We start from the raw sequence: 19,734 nt of genomic DNA, 5'->3' as shown, positions 1-19,734 counted from the left end.
AACTCCTTGATCACCGGGGGTAGCATCGGTGCGATGGGCGAGGACGTCACCGACACGCTGCTGCGGGAGATGGGGCGCCTCGATCCGTGTGTGGCGGTGGTCGAGGCCGGTGAGCAGGACGTCGACGGGCTCACCGACTACAGCCCAGAGGGTCACCAGGCCCGCGCCGATCTCGCCGCGCGCGCCCTGCGCCGGATCGAGGCGCTGCCCGCCCCGAGCCCGCTGCACGAGCACCTCGCCGAACGGCTGCGCGCCCGGATCGCCTTCCACGCCGCCGGGGAGGACCTGCGGGAACTGCACGTCGCGGCCACCGGCCCGCTCCAGCTCATCCGCCAGTGCGTCGAATCAGCGGTCCCGGGCCGCGACGCCGGGCGCGCGGCCTACGAGGACGGCTGGGCCCGCGTCGGCGCGCGCCAGGCCGCGATCCCGGCATCCCTGGACGGGTACGCCGCCAGCCTGCTGGTCGCCGCCGAACGCGGTCACCTGCCCACGCGACGCCAGGTGGACCTGGTGACGCAGCGCTGCCGCACCTGGATCGACGAGGACACGGCGCTCGTGCAGCGCTACGGCGACGGGCCGCAGCGCGCGTCGTTGCAGGCGGCGGCGCGGGACGCGCGGGAGGCGTACCGGAGGTTCGCCACGACGCTCACCGCGGACCTCGCGCCGCTCGCGCGCGACGACGAGGCGTTCGGCCCGGCGCGGTACGCCCTCTGGGTGCGGACCTTCCTCGGCACGGAACCGGACCTGCGCGAGCTGTACGAGTGGGGCTGGGACGAGTTCACCGCCATCGAGGCGGACCTGGTCGCGGAGGCGAGAGCCCTGGGTGGCGCCGTGCCCGAGGTGCTTCAACGGCTCGACCGCCCCGACGCGCCAGGTGTGCTGCGCAGCCGGGACGAGTTCGCCGCCTGGCTCCAGGAGCTGCTGGAGGCCACCACCGAGCGGATGCACGGCACGCACTTCGACATCCCCGCGCCGCTGCGCCGCATCGAGTCCCGGGTCACCACGTCGGGCGGCACCGCCTACATCGCGCCGTCGCGGGACCTGACCCGGCCGGGCCGGGTCTCGTGGCTGCTGCCCGACGGTCAGGAGCGCTTCCCGACCTGGTGGGCGTACAGCACCGCGTACCACGAGGGCGTCCCCGGCCACCACCTGCACCTCGGAGCGGAGGCGTGCCGGGGCGGCCCCGGGCAGCGGCTGAACCTGCTCGGCGGGCTCTCCGGCGCCCAGGAGGGCTGGGCCCTGTACGCCGAAGGGCTGATGGACGAACTCGGACTCTACGAGCAGCCGGGCGCCCGGCTGGGCCACCTGTTCATGCAGTTGCTGCGGGCGGCCCGGGTGGTGCTCGACATCGGCCTGCACCTGCGGCTGCCGATGCCGTCGGGCAGCGCGCCGTGGACGCCGCAGGCCGCGCTGGACCTGCTGCGCGACCGCTGCCACCAGGGCCCGTACGCGCCACTGGAAGTGGCCCGGTACCTGGGCCGGCCCGGGCAGGCGCTCACCTACAAGGTGGGGGAGCGGGTGTGGCGCGACGGACGCGCGGCGTTCCCCGGCGACCGGCGCGCGTTCCACAACCGGGCGCTGGAACTCGGCTCGCTGGGACTGGACCAGCTCGCGAGCGCGCTCCCCGCCTATCCGGCCTCGTCGGCGGGCAACTCCTCCGGGTCGGCCACCCACGCGGAGTAGACAGGCAGCGCGTGCCACGGGCCGCCGGCCGGGTCGGTGGTGACCGCGACCACCGCGTACGGGTGACCGAAGCGCAGCTCCGCGACGCGGGCGACCCCCTCCGGCGGCAGCGCTGTCGCCCGGCCGAACGCGGTCACCGCGGCGGCCTCGAAGCCGTAGCGGCCGAACCGGGCCGCCGCGGACTGCGCGGCGTCGAACCTCGGCCCGGCCAGGCCCAGCAGCTCGCCGAGTGCCTGCGCCGCCGCGTCGAAGCCGAACCCGGGCGCGGTCAGGTCGTGTCGGCTCTGCGCCGACCAGCACGGCAGCACCGCGGTGGCGCGTTCCTCCCGGCCGTCGTCCGCGTACGTCCGGGTCGGCTCCTCCCGCAGCGTCCACAGCGGCGTCTCGCCCAGCGGCAGGTCGAACAGCGACCGGCGGCCCGGCATGGCGTCCGGCAGGAGCGCGGCGGCGCTCGCCAGCTCCTGTGCGGCGGCCAGCACGTCTGCGGCGGGCACGTCGGGCGCGGCGGCCACCGACACCACGAGCATTCCGGCGCCGTCGTCGCCGGTGCGGGCCGGCACCGCGTGCGCCGCCACGTCACCGGCCCGGTCGGTGGCCGCCACCCAGCACCGGTGCCCGAACGGCGGCGTACGCAGCACCCGGCTCGGCCGGCCCGACCAGGCGCTGCCCGCGCCCAGCTCCGCGCCGGGGGCGGTGTCGAACGGGTCGGCCCACGACACGCGGGTGGCCAGCGCGTTGGCCAGGAGCAGCAGCGTGTCCGGGGTGACGTCGACGGGGAAGCTGTCGATCAGCCCGCCGGTACGCTCCCGGGCCCAGCCGTCCAGCGCGGCCTGGTCGGGCAGCGGGCCGCGTTCGGTGTTCTCCGGCAGCGCGGCCCGCCACGCGGCCAGCTCCGGCGCCGGAGCGCGCTCCCACAGCGCGGTGGCCGCGGCGACCATCGGGTGCGGCGCGGCGAGCAGCGCCCGGGCCTCCGCGGCGGCGTCGTCCGGGTCGGCGTCGAGCGCCTCGGCCAGCGCCGCCCGGGTCTCGCCGGTGGCGGCCGGGCCGGTCAGCGCCAGCAGCAGCCACGCGCCCAGCGGCGAGGCGACGTGGTGGGTGTCACCGGCGGCGCGGTGCAGCCGCTCGGCGTAACGGGCCAGTGGTGCGTGCAGGGGAGTCACGGCTCCACTCTGCCCGCTCACGCGCCGGGTGGCACGCCCGCGCTCAGGACCACAGCTCGAACGGCTCGTCGATCTCCTCGCCGGCCAGGAACGCGGGCAGCAGTTCGGGCAGCCGCCCGGGATAGCAGCGCGGCCGCTCAGCGAGCACCTCGGCCAGCGGCCACCAGCGGAACCCGAAGTAGTCCTCCACCTCGTAGTCCAGCCGCAGCGCCTCGTCCACGTCCGGTCCGGGGCCGGACAGCCGTACCGCCACGATCACCTCGTCCTGGAGGTGGCGGCGCTGCCGGTGCCGGAAGCTGGCCCGCCGCCGCCACGTCGGCGCGCCCACCTCGTCCGGACCGATCGCGATGCCGGTCTCCTCGCGCAGTTCGCGGACCGCCGCCTCCCGGTAGGTCTCGCCCGGGTCCAGCCCGCCGCCGGGTAGCTCCCACCAGACGCCGAGGTCGGGGTGGTCCGGGTCGCGGGTGTGGAACAGCAGCAGGTGGTCGGTGGCGTCGAGCACGACCAGCCGCACCGCGCTGCGCTCGAACACCGGCAGATCATCGGGTAGCCGCACGCCCCCAGCGTAAGGAAGGGCCCCTTATTAACGCCTCCGGTAGTAGAGGGGCCCCCTATTAACAGGGGCATCCCGCACGGCACCGTCCACCCGACCGGGCGACCCGATTCCCGGGCGGTCGTACCCCGGCCGATAGGCTGCCCGCCGTGGCAGGTCTGTTGAAGAACGTGGCGTCGCGGCTCGGCCGGATCACCCGGGCTGTGCCCGCCCCGCCCCGCCCGGGCGCGCCGATCCCGGCTCAGGTCGCGCGCCGCCGCCAGGTCAACGCGCTGCAGCGCCGCGAGTTGTCGTACGCGCCGGAGCCGGACGGCCAGGCCGACCCGGGCGAGATCGTCTGGACGTGGGTGCCCTACGAGGACGACCCCCGCCAGGGCAAGGACCGCCCGGTGCTGGTGGTCGGACGGCACAGCCGCACCTTATTCGGGCTGATGCTGTCCAGCCAGAGCGACCGGGACGGCCAGCGGCACTGGCTGGCGCTCGGCCCGGGGGAGTGGGACCGGGACAACCGGCCCTCCTGGGTGCGCCTGGACCGGGTGCTCACCATGCGCGAGGACAGCATCCGCCGCGAGGGCGCGGTGCTGGACCGGCCACGGTTCGACCGGGTCGGGCAGGCGCTGCGCGCCGGCTACGGCTGGCGCTGACCGCGCGCCCGGGACCCGCGCCAGTCAGGTAGCCGCGCCGGCCGAGCACGCGGACCGACCGGCCACGCTGATTGGCTGAGCACACGGACCGGCCGGGCACGTGGGCGCCCTGGGCCGGGCCGGTCAGTACTCCGCGACGAGCTGCCGGGTCGGGCGGGCCGCGCCCAGCGTCTTCGCCTCGTACATGGCGGCGTCGGCGCGGCACAGCGCGTCGGTGAGCTGCGTCGGGCAGTGCACGGGCGCGAGCCCGACCGACGCGGTGACCTGGATGCTGCGCGCGCCCAGCGGGATGGGCGCGGCGAGCGCCTCGCAGAGCCGCCGCGTGGCGTGCTCGATCCACCGGCGGTCGGCCGTGGGGCTGGCCAGCAGGCCCGCGAACTCGTCGCCGCCGAGGCGGGCCACCAGGTTGTTGCCGGCGAACGCGGCGAGCCGCTGCGCGACGCTGATCAGCACCTGGTCGCCGGCGGCGTGCCCGTAGCGGTCGTTCACCTGCTTGAAGTTGTCCAGGTCGAGCACGACCGCTACCAGTGGCTGGCCGGCCGGGTCGGTGAGCAGGGTGGCGGCGAGCCGGAAGAACGCGCGGCGGTTGGGCAGGCCGGTGAGCGGGTCGTGGCTGGCCGCGTGCCGTTCGGCGGCCAGTTCGGCCTGGAGCAGCTCGATCTCGGCCTCGGCGCGTACGGCGCGGCGGCGCAACTGCCAGGCCGAGATGAGGGCCCCCGCGGCGGATATGCCGGAGGCGACGGTCATCGGATCCGGCACGCGCGTCCTCCTCACCGCAGTCCCCTAGCCGCGCGCGGCGGCATCCGGAGGCCGGGTTCGGGTCACCGAATGTGAGCGACCCGGCACACCGTACGTTTCGGCTATCATGCTCTCCGTCCATTGCAGATGCAATAGCAGATGCACGTGCATCTCACTCCTCAGTCGACAGACGTCGCCACCCACCGCTCCTCCCCGCGGCCTCGGCTGGCTCATCCCGAAGGACGCCCATGCAACAACCGCCGAACGGTGTGCCCGTGCCCGAGCTGCCCCCGATGCGCTGGTCGAAGAGTCGTCGCAGCAACCCCAGCGGCAACTGCGTCGAGTTGGCCGAGCTGCCCGGTGGCACCGGAATCGCGGTCCGAAACTCCCGGCACCCGGAGGGCCCGGCGCTGATCTACACAGTGGACGAGATCGCCGCCTTCGTGCTCGGCGCGCGCGACGGCGACTTCGACCACCTGATCCCGCCGTCCCGCACACGGGACTGATTAACCGCTCCGGAGGAGTTCACCTCACTGTCGGTTCATGGCATGCTTACTCGTCGGCCGGGGGGCGCCCGGCCGGGGCAGTCGGGATGCGAGGGCGGTCAGGTGGCGACGGTGCCCGTCGAGGGCGGTCCGACAAGCGGGCCCACCGTGCTGCGCATGTTGCTCGGTGGGCAGCTGCGGCGGCTCCGTGAGAGGGCCGGGGTCAGCCGGGAGACGGCCGGCTGGGAGATCCGCTCCTCCGAGTCGAAGATCAGCCGGATGGAGCTGGGCCGGGTCGGCTTCAAGGAGCGCGACGTGGCTGACCTGCTCACGCTCTACGGCGTGACCGACGCCGGCGAGCGCGAGTCGCTGCTCAAGCTCGCCCGGGACGCGAACAGCCCCGGCTGGTGGCACCGCTACGGTGACGTGCTCCCCGCGTGGTTCCAGGCGTACCTGGGGCTGGAGGCCGCCGCCGCGCTGATCCGCACGTACGAGGTGCAGTTCGTGCCCGGGCTGCTGCAGACCGCCGCGTACGCCCGGCAGGTGATCCTGCTCGGGCACCGCGGCGCGTCGGCGGCGGAGCTGGACCGGCGGGTGGAGCTGCGGATGCAGCGCAAGGAGCTGCTGCGCCGCAGCAACCCGCCGCAGTTGTGGGCGGTGCTCGACGAGGCGGCGCTGCGCCGCCCGATCGGCGGGGCCGCGGTGATGCGCGAGCAGCTGGACGCGCTGATCGAGGCGACCGCCGCGCCGCACGTACGGCTGCAGATCGTCCCGTTCTCCGCCGGCGGGCACGCCGCGGCCAGCGGGGCCTTCAGCATCCTGCGCTTCGGCGACGCGGACCTGCCGGACATCGTCTACATCGAGCAGCTGACCAGCGCGATCTACCTGGACAAGCGCGACGACCTCGAGTTCTACGCCGAGGCGATGGAACGGCTGTGCGTGGAGGCCGCGCCGCCGGAGCGCACCCGTGAGCTGCTGGCCCGCCTCCGTGACGAGCTGTACCCGGCCTGACCGGGCCGGCGCTGGGCAGTACCATGATCCGCACCGGAGACAGTGGACGGTGGGACCCGAGTCGTGGAGGTGGCCTTGACCAGCGACGCAGCAGGGACGGCGCCCGTTTCCGGGCCGCTCGGCGACCGGATCGACACGACAGTGGCGCACCCCGCCCGGCGGTACAACTACTGGCTCGGTGGCAAGGACAACTTCCAGGCCGACCGGGACTCCGGCGACGCGATGGCCGCCCGGTTCCCGACCATCCGGATCAGCGCGCTGGAGAACCGGCGGTTCCTGCGCCGCGCGGTGCGTCACCTGGCGGGTGAGGCGGGCATCCGGCAGTTCCTGGACATCGGCACCGGCATACCCACCGCCGACAACACCCACGAGGTGGCGCAGGCGATCGACCCGCGCGCCCGGGTGGTGTACGTCGACAACGACCCGATCGTGCTGGCCCACGCCCGCGCGTTGCTGACCAGTTCGGCCGACGGCGTCACCGCCTACCTCGACGCGGACCTGCGCGACCCGGAGCGGATCCTGGCCCACCCGGACCTGCGCCGCACGCTCGACCTGTCCCAGCCGGTGGCGTTGATGCTGCTGGCGGTGCTGCACTTCGTGCCCGACGGCGAAGACCCGTACGCGCTGGTCGACACGCTTCTCGACGCGCTGCCCGCCGGCAGTTACCTGGCCGCCTCGCACGCCACCCACGACTACCTTCCGGCGGAGGTGGCCGCCGAGGCGAAGGCGGCGGCCCGGGGCGGTGGCCCGCACGGCGTGATCAACCTGCGCAGCCGGGAGGAGGTCGTACGCTTCTTCGACGGCCTCGAACTGGTCGAGCCGGGCATCTGCTCGGTGGCCGAGTGGCGCGCCGACGGCGAGCCGGAGCCGCGGCCGTCCGTGGTCGACGTCAGCATGTACGGCGGGGTCGCCCGCAAGCCCTGACTCGGGCGGAAGAACGCCGGAACACGGACGAAACGGGGGCGCGGGTTGGTGCGGCCGGTGCCGCGCATGGCAGCCTGGTGAATTATGTCGCCGTTCACGCCCGCCCTGCGCCTGCACGACCGCTACGTCCTGCGTGAGCGCATCGGCCTCGGCGGGATGTCCGAGGTGTGGCGCGCCGACGACGAGGTGCTGCACCGGCCCGTCGCGGTCAAGGTCCTCGCCGGGCAGCTCGCCGCCGACCCGCAACTGCGCGCGGTCATCCAGCGCGAGGCCCGCGCGGCGGCGCGGCTGACCCACCCGCACGTGACCCAGGTGTACGACTACGCCGAGGCGACGCTGGAGGGCGGCGTCGTGGTCCCGTACCTGGTGATGGAGCTGGTGGAGGGGCAGACGCTCGCCGACCGGCTGGCCGGCGGGCCACTGGCCTGGCCGGACGCGGTCCGCACGGCCGGGCAGGTCGCCGGGGCGCTGGCCGCGGCGCACCGCATCGGCGTGGTGCACCGCGACATCAAACCGGCGAACGTGATGCTCACCGAGACCGGCGCGAAGGTGCTCGACTTCGGCATCGCCGCGCCCGCCGGCCCGCACCCGGTCACCGGGCACACCGGCGTGCTGCTGATGGGCACCCCCGCCTACTTCGCCCCGGAACGCCTCGACCCGGGCCCGGCGCATCCGGCCGGTGACGTGTACGCGCTCGGCGTGCTGCTGTACCGCAGCCTCACCGGCCGGGCCCCGCTGCCGGTGCGCAGCTGGGACGACGTGCTGGAGGTGCGGCGCAACCGGCCGCCGGTGCCGCCGCCGCGCGTGCCCGGCCTGCCGCCGGAGATCGCCGACCTGGTGCTGGCCTGCCTGGACGTGGACCCGGCGCGGCGGCCGAGCGCGGCCCGGCTCGCCGAGCGGCTCGGCGCGGGCCGCCCGGTGGATCCGCCGACCGCGATCCTGCCCACCGTGGCGCCGGTGACGCGTTCGCCCACCCTGGTCGAGCGGGTTCCGGCCGCTACGGCCCGCCCGGTCGCGCCGCGGCGTCCCGGCGCGCCGCCGCGTCCGGCGGTCTCCTCGAACCGGCTGTTCGGGCTGCTGGTCGCCGGCGCCGTGGTGCTGCTGCTCGCGGTGGTCGGCTCGCTGGTGTGGGGTGACGGCTCCGGCGCCCCGCCGGCCTCCGCGCCCACGACTGGCCCCACGACCGGCGCCGCCGAGCCGCCCGCGCCCGAGCCGAGCAGCGCGGCGCCGCCGTCGACGGCGGCCGAACCGGTGACGCTGCGGCAGCTCGGCGACCGGTTCGACGAGTTGCTCGACCGGGCCGAGTCGATCGGGCTGATCGAGCGCAAGGTCGCCGACGACCTGCGCAAGAAGGTCGCCGAGCTGGACCGGGGCAAGCCGAAGGACCGGGAGAAGCGGGTCGAGGATCTGCGCGAGAAGATCGAGGACGCCGCCGAGGACGACAAGATCGACCCGGTCACCGCCGCCGGGCTGCGCAAGCTGATCGACGGCTACGAGCGGCTGCGCAGCGGCGACGAGGGCTGAGTGTCACCGCAGCGTGGCGGTGACCACCTCGCCGGTGTCCGTACCGGCCCGGGCCACCGGCTCACCCGCCGGTGACCAGATCCCCGAACCACCCGCGGCGCGCGCGTACCCGCCTCCGGTCGAGCCGGCGAAACTCGCCGTCGCCACCCACACGCCGTGCGCGGCGGCGACCCGGCGGGCGCGTTCGTCGGGCACCGCCGCGTCGTCCGCCGACTCCAGCACCCCGGCCAGGTAGGCGTCCGCGCCGAGCGCCACCGTCGCCGTCGCGTGCTCCGGCGTGCCGGTGTCCTTGCACACCGCCAGGCCCAGCCGCCAGCCGTCCACATCGAGTACCGCCGGCTCCCGGCCCGGCCGCATGTGCTGCGGCTCCGCGCCGCCCAGGCACATCTTCAGGTACGCCACCCGCACGCCCTCGGCGTCGATCGCGAGCACCCCGATGTGCGGTCCGGGCACCGGCGCGCCGGCCAGCGCCAGCGTCCCGGTCTCGGCGCACGCCGCGCGCAGCGGTGCGAGCCGGGGATCGTCCGGGTCCAGCGGCGCGGCGTCCAGTTCGTACCCGGTCAGTGACATCTCCGGGAAGACCACCACGCGGGCCGCGGCGGCGCGCACGGCGTCGGCGTGCCGTGCCGCGTTGCCCGCGACGTCGCCGGAGCGGGTGAGCGGCTGGGCGACGGCGATCCGCAACGGCGTACGCATGGCGTACACGATAATGGTTTCCATGACGCGTGGTCGTCCGCAGCTTCGCCCCGTAACGTTGGTCGGATGATCGGAAACGCACAGCTGCTCGCCGGCCCCCGGGTGAGCGCCGCGCGGGCGGCAGAGCCGTCCGGTGACGGAGTGACCGGCTGGGTCACCGGCCTGATGGAACGGCTCGGCGGTCCCGGCGCCGGCCTCGCGGTGGCGCTGGAGAACCTGTTCCCGCCCATTCCCAGCGAGGTGATCCTGCCGCTGGCCGGCTTCACCGCGAGCCAGGGCAAGATGAGCCTGGTCGGTGCGATCGTCTGGACCACGATCGGGTCGATCGTGGGCGCGCTGGCGCTCTACTACATCGGCGCGGCCCTCGGGCGGGACCGGATGCGCGCCCTGGCCGAGCGACTGCCGCTGATCAAGCTGGAGGACGTGGACCGCACCGAGGCGTGGTTCCTGCGCCACGGCGTCAAGGCGGTGTTCTTCGGCCGGATGATTCCGATCTTCCGCAGTCTCATCTCCATTCCGGCCGGGGTGGAACGCATGCCGGTGCCGGTGTTCCTGCTCTACACCGCGCTGGGCAGCCTGATCTGGAACACCACGTTCGTGCTCGCCGGGTACTTCCTCGGCGAGCAGTGGCACGTGGTCGAGGCGTACGCGGGCACGTTCCAGAAGATCGTGATCGTGGCCGTGGTCGCCGGGTTCTGCTGGTTCGTGGTCAGCCGGGTCCGCCGCTCGCGCCGGAGCGCCCTCGCGGCGGAGGCGGCGCCGGCGCCGGAATCGGGGCCGGAGTCGGCCCGGCAGGGCACCGTCTACCGCGGCGGCTGGTACGGCCGCGAGGAGGACTGAGCCGGGCAGGGCGGATAGAGCGGGCGGGTGCCGGCCCCGGCGGCCCGGGCGGCCTGGTCGCTGAACCGGCAGCCGAAGTCCGGCGCCGCCACCGCGCGCCGGTCGGTGACCGCGTCGCCGGCCGGGCGCTTGCCGGTGCGGACCCAGCGGGTCAGGTCGTCCCAGGCGGCGCCGGCCTCGGCCGGGCTGAACTCGCAGTGCTGCGCGGTACGCACGGCCCGCTGCACCAGCAGCCGGGACCGGCCGTGCCGGGCCACGTCCCGGGCGTACGCCTGCTCCATGCCGAACGGCACGAACAGGTCACCGAGGCCGTGCAGGCTCAGCACCGGCGCGGTGGGCCGCCCGGCGATCCGGGGCACCTCGGTCAGACTCGGCGAGAGCCGCTGGCGCAGGTTCTCCGGCGCGACCCGCTGCACCGTCGCGTTCAGGTCGACCGGCTGGTTCGGCGCGTACCTGGTGAACAGGTTCGTGGCGAGCTGGCCGGGCCGCCGGGCGGGGGAGCCGTCCGCCTCGCTGACCGCGATGCCGAACAGGAAGTCCTTCCAGACCGCGAACGCGGCGTCGGCGCCCGGCCGCGGCCCACCGGAGCGCTCCACGGTGACCGCGCGCAGCTGCTTGCCCAGGTCGTTGGTGGTGTCGGGGCCGCCCGGAGCCAGTCCGGCCAGGCCGAGCGTGACCTGGATCCGGGGCACCGCCGAGGTCAGGTAGTCGGGCGGCGTCGGGTACGCGCGCACCCCCGCCAGCGCCTGCGCGACCAGGTTGTAGTCCAGGAAGAAGTCGAACAGCTCCTGGTCGCCGAGCACCCCGCACATCGGCAGCGCGCCGGCGTAGAAGCCCGGGTACTGTTCCAGCGAACGGCCGATGACGTGACCGCCCATCGACACCCCGGCGATCAGCACCCGGTGCGGGTGCCGGACGGTACGGCTGAACAGGTCGGCCAGGGCGCGGGTGCTGCGCACGCCGGAGCGCACGTCGTAGCCGTTGCGGTCGTACGACGACGACGCCCACGCGTACCCCTGGGTCACCAGGCGCTGCCGCAGGTCGAAGCCGGGCGGCTCCGGCGACAGCTCGGTGCCCTGGCCGCGGTAGCCGTGCGCCCACATGACGAGGTCGCCGTTCCAGCGCCTGGGGATCTCGATGACGTACCCGGCGTTGGCGTGCACGCCCTGCCGCACGGTGGTGGCTGCGCCGCCGACGACAAGTGGCGGCAGCGGCGGGTTGACGATGGTGTAGCCGGGCAGCGGGCCGCTGCCGTCGTCGCGGCCGGTGGCGGCGGCGGGGGCCGCGCCGGTGAGGCCGAGCGTCAACGTGAGGGCCACGCCGACGGCGAGCAGCCGGCTGCGCACGGGTGAGGGCTGCATCGCTGCTCCCCGGGGGGACGGTGCCACCCCGGGACGGGGGTGACGACGCGGGACGGATGCCTACCGGCCGGTAGCGCCCTGAACCTAGGCCGGGCGTCGAGAGCTGTCAATCACTGACCGACCGCTCGGTCAGCGCCCGTCCCGCGTGCCGCTCACACCACGCCGTGCGCCAGCATCGCCTCGGCCACCCGCCGGAACCCCTGGATGTTCGCCCCGGCCACGTAGTCGCCCGGCAGGCCGAACTCCTCGGCGGTCGCCCAGCACCTGTCGTGCACGTCCCGCATGATCTCGCGCAGCCGCTGCTCCGACTCGCCGAACGTCCACGTGTCGCGGCTGGCGTTCTGCTGCATCTCCAGCCCGCTGACCGCCACGCCGCCGGCGTTGGCCGCCTTGCCCGGCGCGAACCGCACCCCGGCCCGGCCGAGGATCCGCACCGCCTCCGGCGTGGTGGGCATGTTCGCCCCCTCCACCACGGCGACGCAGCCGCCGGCGACCAGCGCGGCGGCCTCCGCGCCGCCGATCTCGTTCTGCGTGGCGCAGGGCAGCGCGAGGTCGCAGGGCACCTCCCAGACGTTGCGGTCCGGGACCGCCACGGCGTTGCGGGCGTGCCCGGCGTACTCGGCCAGCCGCCCCCGGCGCTGCTCCTTCAGCTCCCGCAGCAACGCCAGGTCGATGCCCTTCTCGTCGACCACGTAGCCGCCGGAGTCGGAGCACGCCACCACCGTGCCGCCGAGCTGGTGCACCTTCTCGATCGCGTAGATGGCCACGTTGCCGGAGCCGGACACCACCACCCGCTTGCCCTCCAGGCTGTCCCCGGCCTGGCGCAGCATCTCGTCGGCGAAGAACACCGCGCCGTACCCGGTCGCCTCCCGGCGCACCTGCGCGCCCCCGTACGCCAGGCCCTTGCCGGTGAGCACGCCCGCGTCGTACCGGTTGGTGATCCGCTTGTACTGCCCGAACAGGTAGCCGATCTCCCGGCCGCCCACCCCGATGTCCCCGGCCGGCACGTCGGTCTGCGGGCCGATGTGCCGGTACAGCTCGGTCATGAAGCTCTGGCAGAACCGCATCACCTCGCGGTCGGAGCGACCCTTCGGGTCGAAGTCCGCGCCGCCCTTGCCGCCGCCGATCGCCAGGCCGGTCAGCGCGTTCTTGAAGATCTGCTCGAAGCCGAGGAACTTCACGATGCCTAGGTAGACCGACGGGTGGAAGCGCAGCCCGCCCTTGAACGGGCCGAGCGCGCTGTTGAACTCCACCCGGAAGCCGCGGTTCACCCGTACCCGGCCCTGGTCGTCCTCCCACGGCACCCGGAAGATGACCTGCCGCTCGGGCTCGCAGATCCGCTCGACCACCTCGGCGTACTCGGGATGCCGGGCCAGGGCCGGACCGATGCTCTCCAGTACCTCGCGGACCGCCTGGTGGAACTCGGGCTCTCCCGGGTTCCGGGCGACCACGCCGGCGAACACCGACTCGACGGTCTCCGGCATCACGGGCACCTCCTCTCGCCTGGGCCGCAGACCTGCTGGCCTGCGTCGCCCCAGGATACGAACGGTCTGCGCGATCAGGTTCACTGGTCGCCGTGGACGCCACCATCTGGACAACGGCGCGGGACGCGCGCGCCTGGCTGGACGCCGCGAACGGCCGCGGCGACACCGAGCTGACCTGTCGCATCCTCAAGATCGGCGAGGAGGCCGGCGAGGTCGCCGCCGCCTGGATCGGGATGCTCGGGCAGAACCCGCGCAAGGGGGTGACGCACACCCGCGAGGAGGTCGCCGCCGAACTCGCCGACGTGGCGTTCACCGCGCTCGTCGCCATCGAGAGCCTCGGCCTGGACGCCCACGCCGTGCTGACCACGTGCGCCGACAAGGTGCGCTCCCGTACCGCTGCCACGGAAAAGGAGTGAACCGACCGGGAAACGGACACGTATGACCCGTTGGGGACCGGCGAGAGGGGATGACCATGACCACATCCGAGGATGAGCCCGGCCTGACCCGACCCCGCTGGTCCGGCGCGGCCCGCCTGCTGGCCGCCGCCGCCGCGCTGGTGGTCGTGCTCGGCGGGGTGGCCGTGGCGGTGACGCTGTCCAACCCGGGCCGCCTCGGCGTGGTCTTCTCCGGCGGCGCGCCGCCGTCGCCCGCCACCGGCGCCGGAGGTGTCGGCGCGGCCGAGGCCGCCGGAGCGCAGACGCTCGCCGAGCCCCGGGGCGGCCGGCAGCGCGCCGAGTTCGAGCTGGCCGACGGTCTGACCAGGTTCACCCTGCGGGCCGCCGACCTCGGCGACGACCTCTACCGCATCGACGTGCCGGAGGACGGCGGCGTCACGCCGCGCCCGCAGATGGTCGGCGACCGGGTCCGCCTGCGGGTCGAGGAGAACGGCCGACGCGGGCCGGCCGCCGTGGACGTCGTGCTCAACTCCCGGGTCACCTGGCGGCTGCGGCTCGTCGGCGGCGTCAGCGAGCAGCGGCTCGACCTGGGCGACGCCCGGCTCGCCGGGATCGACCTGGTCGGCGGCGCGTCGCGGACCCGGCTGCTGCTGCCCCGGCTGAACGGGTCGCTCACCATCCGGATGACCGGCGGGGTCAGCGAGCTGACCGTCACCGTGCCCGGCGGGCCGCCGGTGCGGGTGCGCGTCGCCGCCGGGGCCGGCTCGCTGACCGTCTACGACGAGCGGCACGGCGGGATCGCCGCCGGTGACCTGGTCAGCTCACCGGGCTGGGACCGGGCGGCCGAACGGCTCTACCTCGATCTGGCGGCGGGCGCGAACGCGGTGAGCGTCACGGCGGACTGAGCGTACAGTCGGGGCGGTGGACCGCACCGAATCCCTGCCCGCGCAGACGCTCCCGCCCGGCGTCGGCCCGACCGACCCGGGCAGCGTGCTGCTGCCCGGGCACGACGTCCCCCTCGGCCGCTACACCACGGTGCGCCGGCTGCTGCCCCAGCGGCAGCGCCGGATGGTCGGCGCGTGGTGCTTCGTCGACCACTTCGGGCCCGACGACGTCGCCGACCGGCCCGGCATGGAGGTGCCGCCGCACCCGCACACCGGCCTGCAGACCGTCACCTGGCTGCTCGACGGGGAGATCCTGCACCGCGACAGCCTCGGCAACGTCCAGCCCATCCGCCCCGGCCAGCTCAACGTGATGACCTCCGGGCGCGGCATCGCCCACTCCGAGCGCTCCCCGCTGGTGCACCCGCCGCTCATGCACGGCGTACAACTCTGGGTGGCGCTGCCCGACCCGGCGCGCGCCGGCGACCCGGACTTCGCCCACCACGCCGACCTGCCCCGCTTGCGCGACGGCGACCTCGACGTCACGGTGCTCGTCGGTGAGTTCGGCGGGCAACGCTCGCCCGCCGTCGTGCACACCCCGCTCGTCGGCGCGCAGCTCGAGGCCCGCGGCGCGGCGCCGGCCACGCTGCCGCTGCGCCCCGACTTCGAGTACGCGCTGCTGGCCATGTCCGGCGCCGCCGACTGCGACGGCGTGGCGCTGGCCCCCGGCGCGCTGCTGTACCTGGGCCTCGGGCGAAGCGCGCTGACCCTGAGCGCCGAACCGGGCACCCGGCTGCTGCTGCTCGGCGGCACCCCGTTCGACGAGCCGCTGGTGATGTGGTGGAACTTCGTCGGCCGTTCACACGAGGAGGTGGTGGCCGCCCGCGAGGACTGGATGGCCGGCCGCCGCTTCGGCGTCGTCGCCGACGACGCGGCGCCGCCGCTGCCCGCGCCCGCGCTGCCCACCACCCGGCTCAAGGCCCGCGACCGCAGCGGCGGCGTACGCGGCTGACGGTCGTACCCGAATGCCGGGCCGTCGCCTGGGTAGTCGGCGGCATGCCGACACACACCGCCACGCGCAGCGTCGAGGAGAAGAAGCGGCTGGCCCGCCGGCTCGCCGGGGACGGCCGCGGCTTCGCCGAGTGCTTCGGGTTCCGGGTGACGAACAACCCGGCCCAGCTGTTCCAGGTCCTCTACCTGTCCGTCCTGCTGGCCCGCCGGGGCGACTTCCACCGCGCGGTCGACGCGGCCACGGCGCTGCGGGACGCCGGCTGGGACACGGCGGCGCGGATGGCCCGCTCGCGCCACGAGGACCGGGTACGCGTGCTGCGCGCCGCCGGGCTGCGCGGCGACCTGGCCGGGCTCGCCGACACGCTCGGCGACCTGGCCCGCACGGTCGTCGACACGTACCGGGGCGACCTGCGCCGGCTGCGCACCGCGGCGCGTCAGGACCCGGCGGGGGAGCGGCGGCTGCTGACCGCACTGCCCGGAGTGGACGACGAGGTGTGCGACCTGTTCCTGCGTGAGGCGCAGGCGCTGTGGCGCGAGGCGGCGCCGGTGGCCGACCGTCGAGCGCTCGCGGCGGCCCGCCGGCTCGGCCTGGGCCGTACCGCCGGTGACCTAGCCGGGCTGGCCGGCAGTGGTGAGTCGGAACAACTGTCGTGGCTGGTCGGAGCGCTGGCGCGAGTGGACCTGGAACGCCGGTACGCCGAGGTGACCGCCTGAGCGCGTACGTGCGCCCGGACACAGTTCCGCGATTCTCACCCGTTCGGCTGATGTTGCGTCGTATGATGATCGTGGCAGCGATGCCCGCCCGGTTCGGGCGAACATCTCACCGCCTCGCGGTCGCGACCCGGTTCGGGCGTGAACCGCGGGGGACAGGTGCTGCGTGGCGCCCCAGGTCGCGGTTCGTGACCCGGGGCGCTCGCCTGTCCGGGCTGCGCGACCGGCCACAGAGGAGCCCAGCTTTTCCGCACGCGCAGAGGCCGGCGGCCGTGTCGCCCGCCGGCTCTCCCGCCGTGCTCAGATGCCGCGCAGGTGCTGCGACACGCGCGGGTGGTTGTCCCGGGCCTGCGCCGCGCGCTGCGAGCGGCTCACCTCCGGGGCCGCGTCGATGCCGGCCGAGCGGGCCACCTCGGTGCCGTTGGCGTAGTCCACCGGGGGCAGCGCGCGCAACGCCCGCAACACGTCCGGCGGCGCGCCCTCCCGCTCCGCCTCGCGGATGACGTCGTCCTTCCCGGCCGGGTAGTCCAGCGCGGACAGGTACTCCAGGACGTCCGAGTAACTCGCCATCAGTCGGGCTCCTCGCGGCAGTAGTTGGGGTCACGACCGGGCGGCGGTTACCCGCCGCGCCGCCGCTCACGCCCGCCGCCGCCGGAAAACCTGCCGCCCCGTCGCAACCGTTTCCGCCGCGCCGGGGCGGGTAGCCGCGCTGGGCGCACCGAAGGGGGTACCACCGATGCACTACCTGACGTTCGTGGGCCGGGTCGCCCGGCTCACCGGCACCAGCGAGGACCGCGCCGCCACGCTCACCGCGGCCACCCTGGAGACGTTCGCGCAGCGGCTGACCGGTGGCGAGGTGCTTGACCTGGCCGCGCAACTGCCGAAACCGCTGCAGGGGCTGCTCAGCCCGTACCCGCGGGACGAGGCGGCCGAGCGGTTCGGCGCGGCGGAGTTCGTGGCCCGGGTCGCCCGCCGGGCGGACTGCGACGAGAACACCGCCCGCGACGCCGTACGCGCGGTGTTCACCACGCTGCGCGAGGCGATCGGCGGCGGCGAGTTCCAGGACGTCGTGGTCCAGTTCCCGCGCGACTACCGCGACATGGTGGAACCGGCGCTCGCCCCGGCCGCCGCGCGCCGGCGCTGACCGCCCACGATCAGGCGATCACACCGTCCGCCCGCAGCGCGGCGATCCGGGCGGCGTCCACCCCCGCCTCGGCGAGGACCTCGTCGGTGTGCTCGCCCGGCCCCGGCGGCGGGCGCCGCACACTTGTGGGGGTGGCCGAGAAACGCGGCGCGGGCGCGGGCTGGGTGACCCCGTCCGGCGCGACGAAGGTGTCCCGGGCGCGCAGGTGCGGGTGCTCGGGCGCCTCGGCCCAGTCGAGCACCGGCGCCACGCAGGCGTCAGTGCCGGCCAGCAGCTGCGTCCACTCGTCCCGGGTGCGGGTGCGGAACAGCCGCGCCCAGGCGGCCCGCAACGCCGGCCAGTTCGCCGGGTCGTCCCGGTCCAGCGCGTCGCCGCTGTCCGGGCCGTCGTCGCCGTCCAACGGGAAACCGGTGAGCCGGACCAGTTCGGCGTAGAACTGCGGCTCCAGCGCGCCGACCGCCACGTACCGCCCGTCGGCGCACTCGTACGTGTCGTAGAAGGGCGCGCCGCCGTCGAGCAGGTTCACGCCGCGCGGATCCTGCCACAGCCCGATGCCGCGCAGCGCGTGGATCTGGGTGGCCAGCACCGAGACGCCGTCCACGATGGCGGCGTCGACCACCTGGCCGGGCGCGCCGCCGCGTACCGCGTACAGCGCCGCGACCACGCCCAGGGCCAGCATCATGCCCCCGCCACCGAAGTCGCCGAGCAGGTTCATCGGCGGCACCGGACGCTCACCGGCCCGGCCCACCCCGTGCAGCGCCCCGGTCAGCGCCAGATAGCCGATGTCGTGTCCGGCGCTGTGCGCGAGCGGGCCGTCCTGCCCCCAGCCGGTCATCCGCCCGTACACCAGGCGCGGGTTGGCGGTGAGGCAGTCGTCCGGGCCGAGGCCGAGCCGCTCGGTCACCCCGGGCCGGAAGCCCTCCACCAGCGCGTCGGCCCGGGCGGCGAGCGCCAGCACCAGGTCACGGCCCGCGGGCTGCTTCAGGTCCACCGCGATCGAGCGGCGGTTGCGGTTCAGCAGGTCGCCCGGGAACGCGCCGAACCCGCCGAGGGGCCGGTCGATGCGCACCACGTCGGCGCCGAGGTCGGCCAGCATCATCGCCGCGAACGGCCCGGGGCCGATCCCGGCCAGCTCGATCACCCGTACGCCGGTCAGCGGTCCCTGGACTGTCACCTGCGTCACCATAGGGGCCGCGGTGACCAGGCGCCATGCCCTGAACCGCCGCCCAGTCTGTTGACCAGGGCAAGCATCCGTGTCCCGACTTGGCGTCCGGTCCGGCGGTGACCTAGCCTTGTCCAGGCGAGGGGAGTACTTCCCAAAAATCATTCCGGTCAGTACGGCAAGCCGCCGAGGCGAGCCCCGGGTGGTTGCCCACGGAAACGTGGGTGAAGGAGACCTCGAACATGACACGGTGTTCGAGGAGGTTCCATGCCCGAATTGTCCCCGCTGGCTGCGGCCGAACTGTCGTCGGTCGGCACGCCCACGCTGTGGGCGGTGACGATCGTCGGCGTGCTCGTGCTGCTGGTGCTCGACTTCCTGGTCACCCGCAAGCCGCACGAGGTCTCCATCCGTGAAGCCCTGGGCTGGTCGGCCTTCTACATCGCGCTGCCGCTGGCGTTCGGCGCCTGGATCTGGTCCCGCTGGGGCAGCCAGCAGGGCATCGAGTACCTCACCGGCTACCTGGTCGAGAAGTCGCTGTCGGTCGACAACCTGTTCGTCTTCATGCTGCTGCTCGCCGCGTTCGCGGTGCCCTCCGTGCTGGCCCAGCGGGTGCTGCTCTACGGCATCGCGGGCGCCCTGGTGCTGCGCGGTGTGTTCATCGCGCTCGGCGCCGCCGCGCTCAAGACGCTCGACTTCGCCTTCCTGCTCTTCGCGCTCATCCTCGTCGCCACCGCGGTGAAGTTGCTGCGCGACGCCCTCAGCGGGCACGAGCAGGAGGTCGACATCAACAAGATGCGGTCGGTGCGGCTGCTGCGCAAGGTCATGCCGGTGGTCGACGAATACCACGGCACCCGGATGACCATCCGGCAGAACGGCCGCCGGGCGCTCACCCCGTTCGCGCTGGTCGTGGTCGCGGTGCTGGCCACCGACATCGTGTTCGCCGTCGACTCGGTGCCCGCCGTCTACGGCATCACCGAGGACCCGTACCTGGTCTTCGCCACCAACGCCTTCGCGCTGCTGGGCCTGCGGGCGCTCTACTTCGTGCTGCACGCCGCGCTGAGCCGGCTCGTGCACCTCAGCTACGGCCTGGCCGTCATCCTGGCGTTCATCGGCCTCAAGCTGGGCCTGCACTGGGCGCACGGCATCTGGGAGGGCGTGCCGGAGATTCCGACGCTGGCCTCGCTCGGCGTGATCATCGGCGTCCTGGTGATCGTCACCATCACCAGCCTCCGGGCCACCCGCAACAGCGGCGACGGCCAGCGCACCGTCGTGCACGAGGTGCAGGGCGGAGGCGGCGCCTGACTCGGTGGGAACCGCTGCCCCGGCA

Annotated in this window: 21 protein-coding genes; 13 read left to right on the top strand and 8 right to left on the bottom strand. The window is 74.5% G+C overall.

Features of this window, described 5'->3' with window-relative positions:
- Positions 1 to 33: 33 nt before the first annotated feature.
- Complete coding sequence (locus DQE82_RS22990) at positions 34 to 1,683, top strand: DUF885 domain-containing protein (RefSeq protein ID WP_113973941.1); 1,650 nt, start codon at positions 34 to 36, stop codon at positions 1,681 to 1,683.
- On the opposite strand, the gene DQE82_RS22985 is transcribed toward DQE82_RS22990, so the two are convergent.
- Both DQE82_RS22985 and DQE82_RS22980 read right to left on the bottom strand, forming a co-directional pair.
- Positions 1,629 to 2,843, bottom strand: a complete 1,215-nt coding sequence (locus DQE82_RS22985) for a hypothetical protein (RefSeq protein WP_113973816.1) — start codon at positions 2,841 to 2,843, stop codon at positions 1,629 to 1,631. The genes DQE82_RS22990 and DQE82_RS22985 overlap by 55 nt on opposite strands.
- A gap of 43 nt (positions 2,844 to 2,886) precedes the next feature.
- Positions 2,887 to 3,399 carry an NUDIX hydrolase gene (locus DQE82_RS22980; protein WP_113973814.1) on the bottom strand — a complete coding sequence of 171 codons (513 nt, stop codon included), beginning with the start codon at positions 3,397 to 3,399 and terminating at the stop codon, positions 2,887 to 2,889.
- Positions 3,400 to 3,545: 146 nt separating this feature from the next.
- Here DQE82_RS22980 and DQE82_RS22975 point away from each other — a divergent pair, with 146 nt between their 5' ends.
- The gene (locus tag DQE82_RS22975; protein ID WP_043324613.1) at positions 3,546 to 4,040 is read left to right on the top strand and encodes a type II toxin-antitoxin system PemK/MazF family toxin; all 495 of its coding nucleotides are present in this window, start codon (positions 3,546 to 3,548) and stop codon (positions 4,038 to 4,040) included.
- A gap of 123 nt (positions 4,041 to 4,163) precedes the next feature.
- Here the strand turns inward: DQE82_RS22975 and DQE82_RS22970 are convergent, their stop codons facing one another.
- A complete protein-coding gene (locus DQE82_RS22970; RefSeq protein WP_043324610.1) occupies positions 4,164 to 4,799 on the bottom strand; it encodes a GGDEF domain-containing protein in 636 nt (211 codons plus the stop codon).
- 227 nt (positions 4,800 to 5,026) lie between these two features.
- Between DQE82_RS22970 and DQE82_RS22965 the strand changes: the two genes are divergently transcribed.
- The 4 genes from DQE82_RS22965 to DQE82_RS22950 all read left to right on the top strand — a co-directional run bounded on the left by DQE82_RS22965 (position 5,027) and on the right by DQE82_RS22950 (position 8,722).
- On the top strand, positions 5,027 to 5,284 hold the full coding sequence (locus tag DQE82_RS22965; protein WP_030502645.1) for a DUF397 domain-containing protein: 258 nt from the start codon (positions 5,027 to 5,029) through the stop codon (positions 5,282 to 5,284).
- A gap of 102 nt (positions 5,285 to 5,386) precedes the next feature.
- Positions 5,387 to 6,274 carry a helix-turn-helix transcriptional regulator gene (locus DQE82_RS22960; RefSeq protein ID WP_043324606.1) on the top strand — a complete coding sequence of 296 codons (888 nt, stop codon included), beginning with the start codon at positions 5,387 to 5,389 and terminating at the stop codon, positions 6,272 to 6,274.
- Between the two features lie 75 nt (positions 6,275 to 6,349).
- Positions 6,350 to 7,198, top strand: coding sequence for an SAM-dependent methyltransferase (locus DQE82_RS22955; RefSeq protein ID WP_064446517.1), 849 nt, complete (start codon positions 6,350 to 6,352; stop codon positions 7,196 to 7,198).
- Between the two features lie 84 nt (positions 7,199 to 7,282).
- Positions 7,283 to 8,722 carry a serine/threonine-protein kinase gene (locus tag DQE82_RS22950; RefSeq protein WP_113973812.1) on the top strand — a complete coding sequence of 480 codons (1,440 nt, stop codon included), beginning with the start codon at positions 7,283 to 7,285 and terminating at the stop codon, positions 8,720 to 8,722.
- A gap of 3 nt (positions 8,723 to 8,725) precedes the next feature.
- Here DQE82_RS22950 and DQE82_RS22945 read toward each other — a convergent pair whose 3' ends face one another.
- Entirely contained in the window at positions 8,726 to 9,418 is a 693-nt protein-coding gene (locus tag DQE82_RS22945; protein ID WP_113973810.1) for a carbon-nitrogen hydrolase family protein, read from the bottom strand.
- Positions 9,419 to 9,484: 66 nt separating this feature from the next.
- On the opposite strand from DQE82_RS22945, the gene DQE82_RS22940 reads away from it, so the two are divergent.
- The gene (locus DQE82_RS22940; RefSeq protein ID WP_113973809.1) at positions 9,485 to 10,258 is read left to right on the top strand and encodes a DedA family protein; all 774 of its coding nucleotides are present in this window, start codon (positions 9,485 to 9,487) and stop codon (positions 10,256 to 10,258) included.
- On the opposite strand, the gene DQE82_RS22935 is transcribed toward DQE82_RS22940, so the two are convergent.
- Both DQE82_RS22935 and gdhA read right to left on the bottom strand, forming a co-directional pair.
- A complete protein-coding gene (locus DQE82_RS22935; protein ID WP_113973807.1) occupies positions 10,222 to 11,619 on the bottom strand; it encodes a S9 family peptidase in 1,398 nt (465 codons plus the stop codon). The two genes, DQE82_RS22940 and DQE82_RS22935, sit on opposite strands and share 37 nt — an antisense overlap.
- A 152-nt stretch (positions 11,620 to 11,771) precedes the next feature.
- Complete coding sequence (gene gdhA, locus DQE82_RS22930) at positions 11,772 to 13,103, bottom strand: NADP-specific glutamate dehydrogenase (RefSeq protein ID WP_064446516.1); 1,332 nt, start codon at positions 13,101 to 13,103, stop codon at positions 11,772 to 11,774.
- A 92-nt stretch (positions 13,104 to 13,195) separates the two neighbouring features.
- Here gdhA and DQE82_RS22925 point away from each other — a divergent pair, with 92 nt between their 5' ends.
- Genes DQE82_RS22925 through DQE82_RS22910 form a run of 4 tightly spaced genes read left to right on the top strand, consistent with a single transcriptional unit; the run spans position 13,196 to position 16,104 of the window.
- Positions 13,196 to 13,519 (top strand): MazG-like family protein, encoded by a 324-nt coding sequence (locus DQE82_RS22925; protein WP_043324595.1) that lies wholly within the window; start codon positions 13,196 to 13,198, stop codon positions 13,517 to 13,519.
- Between the two features lie 56 nt (positions 13,520 to 13,575).
- Complete coding sequence (locus tag DQE82_RS22920) at positions 13,576 to 14,403, top strand: hypothetical protein (RefSeq protein ID WP_113973939.1); 828 nt, start codon at positions 13,576 to 13,578, stop codon at positions 14,401 to 14,403.
- Positions 14,404 to 14,419: 16 nt separating this feature from the next.
- Positions 14,420 to 15,391, top strand: coding sequence for a pirin family protein (locus DQE82_RS22915; protein ID WP_113973805.1), 972 nt, complete (start codon positions 14,420 to 14,422; stop codon positions 15,389 to 15,391).
- A gap of 44 nt (positions 15,392 to 15,435) precedes the next feature.
- Positions 15,436 to 16,104 (top strand): hypothetical protein, encoded by a 669-nt coding sequence (locus DQE82_RS22910; protein WP_113973803.1) that lies wholly within the window; start codon positions 15,436 to 15,438, stop codon positions 16,102 to 16,104.
- Between the two features lie 297 nt (positions 16,105 to 16,401).
- Here DQE82_RS22910 and DQE82_RS22905 read toward each other — a convergent pair whose 3' ends face one another.
- Entirely contained in the window at positions 16,402 to 16,671 is a 270-nt protein-coding gene (locus DQE82_RS22905; protein WP_030502657.1) for a DUF2795 domain-containing protein, read from the bottom strand.
- Between the two features lie 166 nt (positions 16,672 to 16,837).
- On the opposite strand from DQE82_RS22905, the gene DQE82_RS22900 reads away from it, so the two are divergent.
- The gene (locus tag DQE82_RS22900) at positions 16,838 to 17,245 is read left to right on the top strand and encodes a DUF2267 domain-containing protein (RefSeq protein WP_030502658.1); all 408 of its coding nucleotides are present in this window, start codon (positions 16,838 to 16,840) and stop codon (positions 17,243 to 17,245) included.
- A gap of 10 nt (positions 17,246 to 17,255) precedes the next feature.
- On the opposite strand, the gene DQE82_RS22895 is transcribed toward DQE82_RS22900, so the two are convergent.
- Positions 17,256 to 18,431: a CaiB/BaiF CoA-transferase family protein gene (locus DQE82_RS22895; RefSeq protein ID WP_113973801.1), complete on the bottom strand. Its 1,176-nt coding sequence runs from the start codon at positions 18,429 to 18,431 to the stop codon at positions 17,256 to 17,258.
- A 243-nt stretch (positions 18,432 to 18,674) separates the two neighbouring features.
- Here DQE82_RS22895 and DQE82_RS22890 point away from each other — a divergent pair, with 243 nt between their 5' ends.
- Positions 18,675 to 19,709, top strand: coding sequence for a TerC/Alx family metal homeostasis membrane protein (locus tag DQE82_RS22890; RefSeq protein WP_064446173.1), 1,035 nt, complete (start codon positions 18,675 to 18,677; stop codon positions 19,707 to 19,709).
- Positions 19,710 to 19,734 lie beyond the last annotated feature (25 nt).

The organism is Micromonospora sp. LHW51205 (assembly GCF_003315815.1).
GTDB lineage: Bacteria > Actinomycetota > Actinomycetes > Mycobacteriales > Micromonosporaceae > Micromonospora > Micromonospora chalcea.
Note: the sequence above shows the minus strand (reverse complement) of the source record. Positions and strands in the feature narration are given on the sequence as shown.